Here is a 13,213-nt window from a genome sequence, read left to right on the forward strand (position 1 = left end):
GTCAGTTCTACGTGCTCATAGTCCAGTTCCACAACCAGGTCGTCGACAAGCTCGTCGCGGGAGAGATCACGGACGCTTCGGGCAGCCGCTCCCGCGCCGGCCGGAGCCCGAGCCACCGATGCAGCAGCCGGCATTCCGCTGGACCAGCTGCTCAACGTGGCGAACTACTTCGACACCGTCTTCGTCTCCGCCCGGCGGCTGGTCTCGGGGCACTACCCGTGCGGCCCTGATCATGTAGGCGTGCGCGAGGTGGAAGGGTGCAGCCTCGCCGAGCTCGACCGTCACCGGACGCTGATCAGCGCGCCGTGACGCTGGTCGGTCCTGGCGCGTCACGCCATGCAGGACCCGTGGCTGAGTGGATCTATTTCATGAATCCGCCGCGGCGGGACTTCGCGGCGACCCTGGCCTCGGACGACTACACGCACAAGGTCACCTGCAAGATCGCGGCGAGCAACAGCGGCGGCACCGCGAAGGTCGGCTACAAGCCGACGGCCGCGCACTGCACTTGGTCACCGGCGGTGACCCCACACACCTACCAGTGGAAGCGCAACGATACGGCCATCAGCGGTGCGACCAAGTCCACGTACGTCCCGAGCGGTCCGACATGGGCCAGAAGATCACAGTGAAGGTCACCACCCACCGCTACGGCTGGACCAACGGCCCGGCCACCACGGTGGCCGTCACCGTGCGTTGAGCCAAGGTGGAGCGGATCAGCCCAGGAAGCGGAGGGCGAAGCTGTCCCGAGTTCGTGCCCGCGCGCCTCACCTGAGCGGGAGGACTCCTCCGTAAAAGCCGTCATGCAGGACGTGTACGGCTCCGCCGACGTCCTCAAGCTGAAGTACGTCGACCGACTCTCCGCGGCGCCAGCGAAGTGCCGAGGGCCATGAGCAACCCGCTATCGACAACCTGAATGTGCGGCGCGCCCTACTCCTCGTACCACTCGGGCTGGCTCTTGAAGTCGTGCGTGGCGCTGATCACGCGGAGTCCCCTGCCGTCGGGCCGGATGGCGACGAGGCGGTTGGCGGGGTGGGTGAACTGGTCGTTCGTCGGGTCGAGCGCGAACATGATCCAGTCGCCGTCCGGTGACCAGGTCGGCTCGATCGGGAAGCCGCCCTTGGAGTCGGCGAAGACGCGGGTCACATGGCTGCCGTCGGGGTCGACCGTCCAGATCGCCCCGCTGGGCTGCAGCCGTTCGCTGGCGAACAGGATTCGGGAGCCGTCAGGGGACCACCGCGCCCACCAGTTGGGGGGCACCGCGTCGGTGGAGATCTGGTGCGGGTTGGTGCCGTCGGTGTTCACCACCCATAGGGAGCCGCCGAGGTCGGCGGGTCCGTCGTCTTCGCTGCGCGCAGCCCGGTAGAACACCAACTGCTTGCCGTCGGGTGAGAAGTCGAGCGGCATGTCGTGGGCTGATCCGGGACGGGTGGTCACCCGTACGAGGTCGGTGCCGTCGGGGTAGCTCGCCGTGTAGATCCCGGTCCGGTCGGGGTCGTCGAAGTCCCAGCCTTCGTAGGCGATCCGGTGTCCGTCCGGGGACCAGGCCTGCGGGACCAGGTTCAGGCTCGGGTCGGTCAGCGTGAGCTTCCGGTAGCCGGTTCCGTCGATGCCGACGGTGCCGCCGGTGACGGGCAGTTCGGTGATGGAGCCGGGCATGACCAGGATCAGCTGGTCGTCGGGCGAGACACGTAGGAGACAGCAGTACGCGCCCGGCCGGGTCAGCACCCGCTGGCTGTCGCCGTCCGCGGCCGCGGCGAAGTACGCCTGACGGTCACGGGGATAGGTCTTCCTGAAGAGGACGTGGCCGGTCGGGTCATCGGCCGTGTTCGCGTACGACGCCGACAGGGGCGCGGCGGTGGCGCCTAGGGTCAGCAGCGCGGTCGAAATGAGCCGTGCCGGGCGGAGCTTGTTCATGTCGGTGGCCTCCTTCGAGTGGCAACCAAGGACCCTAGGAGCGGCGGCACGCGGCGGAATCGGGGCGGGCGCGCGGCCGCCGGTGACGGGAATACGTGCCGGCACGTACGGTCGGGGTGCGGTTTCGGGTGTGCTGCCCGATGCGGGCAGGCATCGGCGCCGCCTACCTTCGGGGTCAACGGAGGGGGTCGCCATGCGGAACAGACGTCTGTGGGCGGGGCTGGGCGCCGTGACCGCACTGCTGGTCGCCAGTGGATGCGGTGGTTCGGTGGACAAGGCGGGCGGCGGCAGCGGGCCGCGGCCCACGGTTCTGAGAATGTTCAGTGGGCTCGACGAGGTGGAGCCGTTCATCCAGGCGGTCGGCGAGGTCTCCGAGGGGGAGCTGCGCATCGACCGGATCCATTCGAAGCACGGGGAGTCCGGCGAGGCGGACCTCATCCGCGCGGTCAGAGATGGCCGTTACGACCTGGCGGTGGTGCCCGTACGCGCCTGGCACGGCGCCGGTGTGTCCGACTTCGACGCGCTGGTCGCGCCGCTGGCCGTGGACAGCTACGCGCTGCAGCAGAAGGTGCTGGACGGCGATATCGCCGCGACGATGCTCAAAGGGGTCCGCAAGGCCGGCGTCGAGGAGATCGGCATACTGCCCGGGCCGATGCGCAAACCCGTCGGGATCACCCGGTTCTTGCGCGGGCCGGAGGACTACCGCGGTGCGAAGATCGGAGCCGCGACCTCGGCGGTCGCCGCCCGCACCTTGCGCACCCTCGGGGCGCGGCCCGTACCGCGCGCCTTCTACGGGGCGTCGATCGCCGGACTCGACGGTGTGGAGCATCAGGTGCTGAACGTGGCGCTGGACCAGTACGACGTCGCCGCGGAATCGATCACGGCGAACGTGAACCTGTGGCCGCGGCCGGCGGTCGTCGTCGGCAACCCGAAGCACCTGCGGGCGCTCAGCGGTGACCAGCGCGGCGACCTGCGCCGGGCCGCGCACACCGCGGTCGAGTCCATGACCACGGAGATGCGCCAGGCGGAGGCCGACGAAGGCACCGAGGCCCTGTGCCGGCGCGGCCGGGTGCGGTTCGAGAACACCACCGCTGCCCAGCTCGCCCGTCTACGCAAGGCCGTCGACCCTGTCTATGCGTGGCTGCGCCAAGACGCCCGGACCCGCGGGTACCTGGACCGCATCCGAGCCTTGCGACACGGCACCAAGGCGGCCCGGGATGCGGAGATCCCCTCGTGCGAGGGCCAGGGCGCCGATCGCTCACCCACCGAGCGAAGCGGACTTGATGGGGCGTACAAGATGACGACGTCCGAGGACGAGCTGGTCGCGGCGGGCGCCGCGGGCGATGAGGTCAAGCCGCAGAACTGGGGCGACTTTAGGCTCGTCTTCGCCAAGGGCCACTTCGCGTTCACCACCGAGAACACAGAGGCCTGCGTCTGGGCCTACGGTGAGTTCACCGTGCGGGACCGGCAGCTGACGTTGACGGTCGGGGGCGGCGGAGGGACCAGCCCGAATCACGCCGCGAACCAATTCGGCGAGCGTTTCGTCTTCCGGTGGAGCGCGTACCGCGACCTCCTGACGCTCTCCGGCGTCAAGGGCCAGGTCTCGCCGACGCCGTTCTGGGTCAAGCCGTGGCGGCGGATCAGCAACACTCCTGACGACGGTCTCCTCAGCCGGAAGTGCCCGCCACCTGCGGCGGCCTTCACGGGGTGACAGGCAGTCGGGCGCGTATCCGGGTGCCCTGGCCGGCCGGGCTGTCGACGTCCAGGGTCCCGCCCTGCACGTCGACCCGGTCCGCCAGGCCCCGCAGCCCGGAACCGCGCGCCGGGTCGACACCGCCGACTCCGTCGTCGGCCACCTCGACGATGACGACGCCCTCGGCGACGGTGACCGTGACCCGCGCCGCCGTGGCGAGCGCGTGCTTGACAGTGTTCGCCAGCGCCTCCGAGACCACGAAGTACACGGTGGCCGCGAGCGCCGGCGGAAGCGGACGCCCTCTGACCGCGGATCGCACCGGCAGCGGCGCTTCCCGGGCCAGCTCGTCCAGCGCCGCCGCGAGGCCGGACTCGGTCAGGGTGCGCGGGTGGACGCCGCGGGCGAACTCCCGGAGCTGGGTGCGGGCGGCGCGCACCTGGCCGGGGATCCCGTCCGGTGCGTCGTCGAGCAGCTCCGCGACGAGGCCGAGCCGCCGCTGAGCGCCCTCGGCGAGCTCACGCTCCAGCCGGTCACGCTCATCGTCCGCCGCGGCCACGATACGGCGACGGGAGGCCTCGACCTCGGCGACCCGGGCCCGTACCTGCGCCTGCAGCCGGGCGTTCACCAGCGCGAGCCGGACGATCGCCGCGACCGATCGCACCAGGTCGGGATCGTCGAGCACGGCACTGTCGTGCAGCAGCACCCCGACCCGCGCCCCATCCTCCTCCAGCGCCGTGACCGCCGTCCCCGGCGCCGCATCGGCAGGATCGACGGGGAGCCCGGACTCGTCGACGTAGCCGCCGGTCTCCGCAAGCCAGTACCCGACCGTCAGCGCCGGGTCTCGCAGCGCGTCGGCGAGCTTCTCCCGAAGGGTGCCGCCCTCTTCGAGATCACCGAGGTCGATCACCAGCCCGGTGAGCGCATCACTTCGGCGGCGCCAGCGCAGATCGGCGGCGAGCGCCACCGCGCAGCCGACGAGAGCCGCCTCGTACGCCCACAGCGCCGACCGGTTGTGCGGCTCACCGGCCAGCCGCGCCACCGCCCCCGCCGCCGGTGCCAGCATGACGGAGGTGGCCGCCGCCAGGGCGAGCGCGCACGACCGGCGCCCGGAGAGGTTCGTACGCGCGACACGGGTGCCCGCGGCCGCCACCACCGTCAGCGCGAGCGCGATCGTCACTGGCTCCGAGCGGGCGAGTGGATAGGCAAGGGCATCGGCGTACGCCAGCGCCACGACCACGCGGAGCGCGGGCCTGCGCAGCCGGCCCTCCGGATAGCTCAGCAGCAGATGTACGAGCGGCCCCCGGTGTAAGAGCGCGACGCCGGCGCCCAGATCACCGGCCAGCCACGATCCGCCCGTCGCGATCATCAGCGCGGCGACCGGCGTGCGCCGCCGCGGCGCGACCACGAGCCCGGCGGCCAGGAACGCGAGCCCGACACCGAGGTCCATGACGGCCGCGCCGCCGCCGGAGATCACAACCCCCGCAGCAGGAACAGCACGGCAAGCACCCGCCGGTGGTAGTCCGCCGACTCCGGCACGCCCAGTTTGGTGAAGATATGCGCGACATGTGCCTCGACGGTCCGCTGGCTGAGGAACAGCTGGGCCGCGATACCTCCGTTGGAATGGCCCTGCGCCATCAGTGTCAGGACCTCGCGCTCCCGCGCACTCAGCCGGTCCAGGGGCCCGGCCGCCCGCTTCTTCGCCATGAGCCGCGACACGATCGTCGGATCGATCACGCACTCGCCCTCCGCGATCCGCTGCAGGGCGTCCAGCAGCACCGCCACATCGGACACCCGCTCCTTGAGCAGATATCCGGCACGCTCGGGAAGCTGTTCGAGCAGCCGCAGGGCGTACCGGGAATCCAGGTAGTGCGACAGCACGAGCACACCGACCCCGGGGTGTGTCTCACCGATGGCCGCGGCAGCCACCAGCCCCTCGTCGGTATGGGTCGGCGGCATTCGGATGTCGGCCACTACAACTTCGGGGCTCTCACGTTCGACCGCCCGCAGCAGGGCGTTCGCATCGCCGACAGTGTCCACCACGTCGTGCCCGGTCTCGGCGAGCAGCCGCGCAAGGCCTTCACGTAGCAGGACCTCGTCGTCGGCGATCACGATGCGCATGGCAGCTCCACACGGATCAGGGTCCCGCCGTCCGGCGTGCCCGCCAGCGTCAGCCGACCGTCTAGGGCGCCGACACGGTCCTGCACCCTGCCCAGCTCCCCGGGCGGGCCGGCATCCGTCTCGACCTCCACCACCAGCCTCCCGTCCGCGCCGTCCACCCGAACGTCGGCCCGGCGACAGGCGCTGTGCCCGACCGCCGTCGCCACCACCAGGTAGCCCGCGAGCTCGACGGCCGGGACGCAGCGGCCCGTTGCTGCCGTGGCGACCGTGACCGGGATCGCGGCGCCTTCGGCGAGAACGCCGAGTGCGGCGTCGAGCCCCTCCTCCGCGAGCGCCGCCGGGTATAGCCCGTGTGCGAGGGTACGAAGATCGGCCAGCGCGGCCTGCACCTCCGACTCCGCGCGCGTCAGCCGGTCGGCCAGGTCCTGGTCGTCGGCCCGCAGCGTTGCGAGCCGGATCGCCAGCGCCAGCGCCACAAGGCGCTGTTGCGCCCCGTCGTGCAGGTCCCGCTCCAGCCGGCGCCGTTCGGCGTCCCGCAGTGCCACGATCCGGGCCCGCGACTCCCGCAGGTCCGCCAGCTGCGCCCGGGTCTCCGCCCGCAGCCGCTCGTTGTCCAGCGCCAGCCGGACCGTACGGGCGATGTCGTCGGCAATGCCGAGACCCTCGAGCAGCCGGGGCCGGTGCACCAGCGAGGCGACCACAGCACCGCGCCGCACCAGCCGGGTCACTTCCCGGCCGGTGTCCACCGCCACCGCCCGTCCGTCGGCGTCGACCTGGCGGCCGTCGGAGACGGGATACAACACGGCGAGCGACGGATCGCCCAGCAACTCGGCGAGCACACCCACCAGCCCGCCCGCCCGCGGGGTGCCCCCCGCCTCGATCACCAACCTGGCCAGCCTCGTACGGGTGCGCTGGGCCCGTAGCCACTCCCAGCAGGTGCCGGCGGCGACGGCGACGAGGGCGGCGGCCTGCCCGAGCCAGAGCCCGCGGTCCAGCGGATCGTTGCTCACGAATCCCCGGCCCAGCGCATGCACGTCATCGGCGACCACCAGGCCGAGATACACCAGGCCCGGCACCACGACCGGCACCACCCTCCGACGCAGCACCGCCGAGGCCTGTACCAGCCGCCCGCCGCACCACAAGGCCAACAGCGCCACCCCGGCACCGGCCAGCCACACCCCGACCCGGTTCACCGGGGTGAACGGACCGTCCACGACCATGAGCAGGTTCGCCGCGCACGCGGAGCAGCCCTGCGTCGCAGGACCGAATACCAGGGCAGGGAGTACGCCCAAGGCCCCGACCGTCGTGAGATAACCAACTCCGGCCACCACTCTGTCCACCCCGGGCAACCGCCGGTCCGGGTACACGAGCAGCGCGTGCCCGACCAGTGGTGGGCACGCCGCGTACAGCGCCAGCCCGACGGTGAACACGACGGACGAGGACACCCCGGCGCTGTTCCACTCCACGAGAAACCACGCGAACCCGGCCGCCACCAACAGCGGGCCGAACGATGCCCGCGGCCTCCGCGCTACGGAGAACAAACCCGCCAGCATCAGGCCGCACCCCGCGAGTAGTTCCGCCCCCACCGGCAACCCGCCGTCGGCGAGCCCGTAGCCGGGTGCCTCCGTCGCGATCCGCATCGTCACCAAGCCCAGCCCCAGGCCCGCGAGCAGCACCGCCCACCACGCGAGCACCCGTGCGCGCACCCTCATCCGCATGCGCACGCCTCCCCCCGATGGCACTGGTATAGCGGCGGTGTCTGCCGCCTTCAAGGGGCCGCCGGGGCAGCCACGTCCAGCTGGTGCAGCACGCTCGTCACCACCACCCCCGGCGTGAACAGCAGCCGCGCCCTCAGCCGCAGCGCGCTCTGATTGTGCAGCATCTGCGCCCATCAGCGCCCCAGTACGCACTCCGGGATGAAGACCCAGATCGCTTCGCACGGACTATCGCAGCGGTGATTGCGGAGTACTCCAGGGCCGGTGACCTCCCGGTACGGCGAGTCGAGGATGACCAGGGACACGTCCAGGTCGTTGGCGTCCGCGCCGAGCTCGGCAGGCCAACCGCGCGCTGCACACAATCGTGCTGGTCCGCATGCGTCACGACCCACGCACCCACCGTGTCTTCGCCACCAAGAGCCACCTCGCCCGGGACATGGTCCGCCGGGCCCATGCCTCCCCACTCCAATTCCGGTGGGTCACTGCGGACGCCGCCTACGGCCAGGACAGCCGCTTCCGACGCTTCATCGAAGACCTTCAGCTTTACTACGTCGTGGCCGTGCCCAAGTCCCAGCAGGTCCACGGCCCGCGCATCGAGGACCGCTTCCGCCGCGAGGCGCCGCCGGAGGCCTGGCAACGCTTGTCCGTCGGCCCCGGAGCGAAGGGCGAACGCTTCTACGACTGGGCCGGCGCCCTCCTGCCCGTCGTCCGGGAACGCGATGGTGACGAGCCCACCCGCAGGCGGTGGATGCTTGCCTGCCGCAGCATCTCCAACCCTGACGAGATCGCCTACTACCTGGCCAGCGCTCCGCTCGACGCCACTCTCGTGGACCTCGTCCGGATTGCCGGGTGCCGCTGGAAGATCGAGGAGTGCTTCCAGACCGCCACGAACGAGTGCGGCCTCGACGAGTACGAGGTTCGCCGTTACACCAGCTGGTACCGGCACATCACCCTCGCCATGCTCGCCCATGCCTTCCTCGCCGCCATGGCCACCCTGGAGCGCGAAAAGGGGGTCGTGACGACGACGCTCCCGACCTCGTGGACCTCACACCGGCCGAGATCCGCCGTCTCCTGGCAACTGGCCCTCCGCCCCGAGAATGCCGTGATCACGCCGTGAACTGGTCACGGTGGAGGCGACGTCACCAGTCACGCGCCCGCCACTGCCACTACATGCGACGCGACTACCTGTTCGCCGGCACCAGATGGAGAAGGCCCTCACACGCACGTGACGCCCCGGCTAAACTCCCCGCCACCAGGCCGCTGATCAGCACAAATACCGAAGTCCGGCTGGAGTATTGGCCGATGGATCGCATGATTCCGGAGTATTCCGCGCAGAGATCCGCAGAAGGAGACCGTGAGGCCCGGACCCGTCGGAAGGCGGGTACGGGCCTCACGAATCCGCCGGGCAGCAGGGCCGCACCGCGCAAACCCGCCAGAAGGCAAGGCCACACGTCCGAGGGAACCCGATCAGCCCCGCGCACCCAGCAGGTGGTCCATCGCCAACTGGTCCAGACGCTCGAAGGCCATCCCGCGTGCGGCGGCCGCCTCCACATCGAAGTCCTCGAAGGCCGTGCGGTCGGCGAGCAGCCCCTTCAGGCCGTCCGCCGCGGTGGGCTGCGCCAGCTCGTCCAGACGCGAGGCGCGCAGGGCCTCCTGGACCTCGGGGTCGGCACGGAAGGCCGAGGAACGCTCGCGCAGGATCAGATAGTTGCGCATGCAGCCGGCCGCCGACGCCCACACGCCGTCGAAGTCCTCGGTCCGCGGCGGCTTGAAGTCGAAGTGCTTCGGCCCCGCGTAACCAGCGCTCTCCAGGAGGTCGACCAGCCAGAACGCGGAGCGCAGATCGCCCGCCCCGAAGCGCAGGTCCTGGTCGTACTTGATGCCGGACTGGCCGTTGAGGTCGATGTGGAAGAGCTTTCCCGCCCACAGCGCCTGCGCGATGCCGTGCGGGAAGTTCAGCCCGGCCATCTGTTCGTGGCCGACCTCGGGGTTGACGCCGTACAGCTCCGGGCGCTCCAGGCGCTCGATGAACGCGAGGGCATGGCCGACGGTGGGCAGCAGGATGTCGCCGCGCGGCTCGTTCGGCTTCGGCTCGATCGCGAACTTCAGGTCGTAGCCCTGCGCGGTCACGTACTCGCCGAGGAGGTCGAAGGCCTCCTTCATGCGGTCGAGGGCCACGCGTACGTCCTTGGCGGCACCGGACTCGGCGCCCTCCCGGCCGCCCCAGGCGACGTACGTCTGGGCGCCCAGCTCGACCGCCAGGTCGATGTTCCGGATGGTCTTGCGCAGCGCGTAGCGGCGTACGTCGCGGTCGTTCGCGGTGAACGCGCCGTCCTTGAAGACGGGGTGCGTGAAGAGGTTGGTGGTGGCCATCGGCACCTTCATGCCGGTGGCGTCCAGTGCCTGCCTGAACCGCTTGATGTGCGACTCGCGCTCGCTGTCGGAGGACCCGAACGGAATCAGGTCGTCGTCGTGGAAGGTCACTCCGTAGGCACCGAGCTCGGCCAGACGCTGCACCGATTCGACCGGGTCCAGGGCGCGCCGGGTGGCGTCGCCGAACGGGTCCCTTCCCTGCCAGCCGACGGTCCACAGGCCGAAGGTGAACCTGTCCTCGGGGGTGGGCTGGTAGTTCATGCCGCGGCTCCTTGCTAGCTCCGACTATTTCGTCATGGCGGTTAACAAATTAGTATGCGAAGGCATCTCTGGGAAGAGACGAAGTGCGAAACCCGGGTCACGCTTGGTCCTGGGTACCTCAAAAACAGGCCGATCCCGCGGAGCCGCGGAAGAGGGAGAGCCCGATGTCAGCAGCCGAGGGTCCGCTCGTTGTCGGGGTGGACACGTCCACCCAGTCCACCAAGGCCCTGGTCGTCGACGCGTCGACCGGACAGGTGGTGGCGAGCGGACAGGCGCCGCACACCGTCTCCACGGGGGCGGGCCGCGAGAGCGATCCGCGGCAGTGGTGGGACGCGCTCCGCGAGGCCCTGCACCAGTGCGGAGAGGCGGCGCACGAGGCCGCGGCGGTGTCGATCGGCGGCCAGCAGCACGGGCTCGTCACGCTCGACGCCCAGGGCGATCCCGTACGCCCTGCCCTGCTGTGGAACGACGTGCGCTCGGCGCCGCAGGCGCGTCGGCTCGTCGAGGAGCTGGGCGGCTCGAAGGCCTGGGCCGAACGGACCGGCAGTGTGCCCGGCCCTTCGTTCACGGTCACGAAGTGGGCCTGGCTGGCCGAGAACGAGCCGGACGCCGTGCGTGCGACCGCGGCCGTACGACTCCCCCACGACTACCTCACCCAACGTCTCACCGGACAGGGCACGACCGACCGCGGCGATGTCTCCGGTACGGGCTGGTGGACGTCCGCGACCGAGACGTACGACGAGGAGGTCCTCGCCCACGTCGGCCTCGACCCGACGCTGCTCCCGCCCATCGTCCGGCCCGGTGAGGTGGCCGGAACGGTGCACGCCGGCCATGAGCTGCCGTTCTCCAGGGGAACACTGGTCGCCGCGGGCACCGGCGACAACGCGGCCGCCGCACTCGGCCTCGGGCTGCGCCCCGGCACCCCGGTGCTGAGCCTCGGCACGTCCGGCACGGTGTACGCCGTCTCGACGCGACGCCCCGCCGACCCGACCGGCACGGTGGCGGGCTTCGCCGACGCACGCGGTGACTGGCTCCCGCTGGCCTGCACCCTGAACTGCACCCTGGCCGTCGACCGTGTCGCCGCACTGCTGGGACTCGACCGCGAGGCCGTCGAGCCGGGCGCGGGCGTGACGCTGCTCCCCTACCTGGACGGCGAGCGCACACCGAACCTCCCGCACGCCTCCGGACTGCTGCACGGGCTCCGGCACGACACGACGGGCGGGCAGCTGCTCCAGGCGGCGTACGACGGCGCGGTCCACTCGCTGCTGGGCGCCCTCGACCTGGTGCTCGACGAGGACGCCGACCGCTCAGCTCCGCTGCTGCTGATCGGCGGCGGTGCCCGGGGAAGGGCCTGGCAGGAGACGGTCCGCCGGCTGTCGGGCCGGCCCGTTCAGGTGCCCGAGGCCAAGGAACTGGTCGCGCTGGGAGCCGCCGCGCAGGCCGCGGGTCTGCTGACCGGCGAGGACCCGGCCGCCGTCGCCCGGCGCTGGAACACTGCCCGCGGGCCCGTGCTGGACGCCGTGGAGCGGGACGAGGAGACGCTCGCGAGGATCTCCGGGGTACTCTCCGACGCGGCCCCGCTGCTCGAACAGGAGCCGAACAGGAACTGACCGGACACTGACAAGGACCGCCCCGAGGGGACCGTCCGGACGAGGACTGACGCAGGCATGACCGCACCGCTGCACGAGGTTCACCCCACCGGTTCCGGCCGCCGGCTGCCCGATACCCAGCAGGGCATGCGTCGCCGCAACCTCTCCCGGGTGATGCACACCGTGAACGCCGAGGGGCCGCTGTCGCGCGCCGCCGTAGCCTCCCGCATCGGCCTGACGCGGGCGGCCGTGTCGACACTGGTGGACGAGCTGATCCGCTCGGGACTCCTCGAAGAGCTGGGCCCCGAGCGGCCCGGCCGGGTGGGGCGACCGGGCTCGGCCCTCGCCATCAGCGGGCACGGTCCCGCGGGGATCGGGGCGGAGGTGGGCGTCGACCATCTCGCGGTGTGCGCGGTCGATCTACGGGGTGAGGTACGGGCCCGGGCCGTGCGGCACGGCACGAACCGGGGGCGGCCTCCCGAGCCGGTGATCCAGGAACTGACCACGCTGATACGTCAGGTGATCGCCGAGGCGGAGCGGGAGGGCCTGTGGCCCGCGGGCCTCGCGGTGGCCGTGCCCGGTCTGGTGGCCCGCGACGCCCGAACCGTGGTCCGCGCCCCCAACCTCGGCTGGCACGACACGGACCTCGGCGCGCTGCTGCCCGGGGAACTGCCGCTGGCCGTGGACAACGAGGCCAACTTCGGTGGTCTCGCGGAACTCTGGCTCGGCGAGGGGACGCCGCGAGACTTTCTCCATGTGTCTGCGGAGATCGGCATCGGCGCGGCGGTGCTCGTGGACGGCGGGCTGCTGCGCGGAACACGCGGCTTCGCGGGCGAGTTGGGGCATGTGCCGATCCATCCCGAAGGGCCGGAGTGTCCATGCGGTGGACGCGGCTGCCTCGAACAGTACGCGGGTGAGGAGGCCGTCCTGCGCGCAGCCGGCCTGGAGCCGGGCGAGGACCGGGTCGGGCTGCTGGCCCAGCGCGCCGCGCAGGGCGACACGGAGGTACGGCGTGCCCTGCGCGAGGCCGGAACAGCGCTCGGCATCGCGCTGACCGGGGCGGTCAATCTGCTGGACCCGGAGACTGTCGTGCTGGGGGGAGCGCTGTCCGGTCTCGCGCCATGGCTGCTGCCGTCCCTGGAAGGCGAGTTGGCGCGGCGCACGGCGGGTCCGGCCTGTGCCGTGTCCGTCTCGCGGCTGGGTCCCGAGGGCCCGCTGCTGGGCGCGGCCCACTCGGTGGTGCGGGCAGTGCTCGACGATCCGGCCGGGGCGGCGAGCCGGGCGTAGCGAGCGGGGGAACGCAGCGAGCGGGAGAGCGCAGCGGTCGGGCGGGCGTAACCGGCGGACAGGCGGAGCGGGCGACATGGGCCGAGAGGCGCGAGACGCCTCGCCTGGCGCCCATTCCCTCGTTCGGGTGGCCGAGTTGTCCACAGTCCCCGGCCTGTCCACCGACTCACGCCTCGCTCTTCCTGCCCAACCGGCAAGCGCCGTACCGTAATTCACGCGAGGCGCAGCCGTCGGACGGATGGCCGCGTGTCCGGCGAATCGGGGGG

Annotated in this window: 12 protein-coding genes; 6 read left to right on the forward strand and 6 right to left on the reverse strand. The window is 71.5% G+C overall.

Annotated features, from left to right (window positions below):
- Positions 1 to 156 precede the first annotated feature (156 nt).
- On the forward strand, positions 157 to 309 hold the full coding sequence (locus IEY95_RS03220; RefSeq protein ID WP_189184253.1) for a hypothetical protein: 153 nt from the start codon (positions 157 to 159) through the stop codon (positions 307 to 309).
- Between the two features lie 38 nt (positions 310 to 347).
- Positions 348 to 626 (forward strand): hypothetical protein, encoded by a 279-nt coding sequence (locus tag IEY95_RS03225; protein ID WP_189184254.1) that lies wholly within the window; start codon positions 348 to 350, stop codon positions 624 to 626.
- A 298-nt stretch (positions 627 to 924) separates the two neighbouring features.
- Here the strand turns inward: IEY95_RS03225 and IEY95_RS03230 are convergent, their stop codons facing one another.
- Entirely contained in the window at positions 925 to 1,911 is a 987-nt protein-coding gene (locus IEY95_RS03230; RefSeq protein ID WP_189184255.1) for a TolB-like translocation protein, read from the reverse strand.
- A gap of 193 nt (positions 1,912 to 2,104) precedes the next feature.
- Between IEY95_RS03230 and IEY95_RS03235 the strand changes: the two genes are divergently transcribed.
- Positions 2,105 to 3,622, forward strand: coding sequence for a TRAP transporter substrate-binding protein (locus tag IEY95_RS03235; RefSeq protein ID WP_189184256.1), 1,518 nt, complete (start codon positions 2,105 to 2,107; stop codon positions 3,620 to 3,622).
- Here the strand turns inward: IEY95_RS03235 and IEY95_RS03240 are convergent.
- From IEY95_RS03240 to IEY95_RS51180, 4 genes are read right to left on the reverse strand one after another with little or no spacing between them, the layout of a single operon-like run.
- Positions 3,612 to 5,051, reverse strand: coding sequence for a sensor histidine kinase (locus IEY95_RS03240; RefSeq protein ID WP_189184257.1), 1,440 nt, complete (start codon positions 5,049 to 5,051; stop codon positions 3,612 to 3,614). The genes IEY95_RS03235 and IEY95_RS03240 overlap by 11 nt on opposite strands.
- Positions 5,052 to 5,074: 23 nt before the next feature.
- Positions 5,075 to 5,722, reverse strand: a complete 648-nt coding sequence (locus IEY95_RS03245) for a response regulator transcription factor (RefSeq protein WP_189184258.1) — start codon at positions 5,720 to 5,722, stop codon at positions 5,075 to 5,077.
- Entirely contained in the window at positions 5,710 to 7,440 is a 1,731-nt protein-coding gene (locus IEY95_RS03250) for a sensor histidine kinase (RefSeq protein ID WP_189184259.1), read from the reverse strand. Before IEY95_RS03250 ends, IEY95_RS03245 begins: the two co-directional genes overlap by 13 nt.
- Before the next feature lie 50 nt (positions 7,441 to 7,490).
- Positions 7,491 to 7,604: a hypothetical protein gene (locus tag IEY95_RS51180; RefSeq protein ID WP_505992810.1), complete on the reverse strand. Its 114-nt coding sequence runs from the start codon at positions 7,602 to 7,604 to the stop codon at positions 7,491 to 7,493.
- 209 nt (positions 7,605 to 7,813) lie between these two features.
- Between IEY95_RS51180 and IEY95_RS03255 the strand changes: the two genes are divergently transcribed.
- Positions 7,814 to 8,554, forward strand: coding sequence for an IS701 family transposase (locus IEY95_RS03255; RefSeq protein WP_189184260.1), 741 nt, complete (start codon positions 7,814 to 7,816; stop codon positions 8,552 to 8,554).
- 350 nt (positions 8,555 to 8,904) lie between these two features.
- Here IEY95_RS03255 and xylA read toward each other — a convergent pair whose 3' ends face one another.
- Positions 8,905 to 10,071, reverse strand: a complete 1,167-nt coding sequence (xylA, locus tag IEY95_RS03260; RefSeq protein ID WP_189184261.1) for a xylose isomerase — start codon at positions 10,069 to 10,071, stop codon at positions 8,905 to 8,907.
- 164 nt (positions 10,072 to 10,235) lie between these two features.
- On the opposite strand from xylA, the gene xylB reads away from it, so the two are divergent.
- Together xylB and IEY95_RS03270 are read left to right on the forward strand one after the other, a co-directional pair.
- Positions 10,236 to 11,681: a xylulokinase gene (xylB, locus tag IEY95_RS03265; RefSeq protein WP_189184262.1), complete on the forward strand. Its 1,446-nt coding sequence runs from the start codon at positions 10,236 to 10,238 to the stop codon at positions 11,679 to 11,681.
- Positions 11,682 to 11,738: 57 nt separating this feature from the next.
- Positions 11,739 to 12,947: an ROK family transcriptional regulator gene (locus tag IEY95_RS03270; protein WP_189184263.1), complete on the forward strand. Its 1,209-nt coding sequence runs from the start codon at positions 11,739 to 11,741 to the stop codon at positions 12,945 to 12,947.
- The last annotated feature ends 266 nt before the right edge of the window (positions 12,948 to 13,213 follow it).

It is taken from the genome of Streptomyces albiflavescens (genome assembly GCF_014645835.1).
GTDB classification, from domain to species: domain Bacteria; phylum Actinomycetota; class Actinomycetes; order Streptomycetales; family Streptomycetaceae; genus Streptomyces; species Streptomyces albiflavescens.

Bases quoted from the DNA above. Each gene is read 5' to 3' on its own strand.
- IEY95_RS03235 (WP_189184256.1), top strand. From the start codon at position 2,105: ATGCGGAACAGACGTCTGTGGGCGGGGCTGGGCGCCGTGACCGCACTG.
- xylB (WP_189184262.1), top strand. From the start codon at position 10,236: ATGTCAGCAGCCGAGGGTCCGCTCGTTGTCGGGGTGGACACGTCCACC.
- IEY95_RS03230 (WP_189184255.1), bottom strand. From the start codon at position 1,911: ATGAACAAGCTCCGCCCGGCACGGCTCATTTCGACCGCGCTGCTGACC.
- IEY95_RS03240 (WP_189184257.1), bottom strand. From the start codon at position 5,051: ATGGACCTCGGTGTCGGGCTCGCGTTCCTGGCCGCCGGGCTCGTGGTC.
- IEY95_RS03245 (WP_189184258.1), bottom strand. From the start codon at position 5,722: ATGCGCATCGTGATCGCCGACGACGAGGTCCTGCTACGTGAAGGCCTT.
- xylA (WP_189184261.1), bottom strand. From the start codon at position 10,071: ATGAACTACCAGCCCACCCCCGAGGACAGGTTCACCTTCGGCCTGTGG.
- IEY95_RS03250 (WP_189184259.1), bottom strand. From the start codon at position 7,440: ATGCGGATGAGGGTGCGCGCACGGGTGCTCGCGTGGTGGGCGGTGCTG.
- IEY95_RS51180 (WP_505992810.1), bottom strand. From the start codon at position 7,604: ATGCTGCACAATCAGAGCGCGCTGCGGCTGAGGGCGCGGCTGCTGTTC.
- IEY95_RS03270 (WP_189184263.1), top strand. From the start codon at position 11,739: ATGACCGCACCGCTGCACGAGGTTCACCCCACCGGTTCCGGCCGCCGG.
- IEY95_RS03255 (WP_189184260.1), top strand. From the start codon at position 7,814: ATGCGTCACGACCCACGCACCCACCGTGTCTTCGCCACCAAGAGCCAC.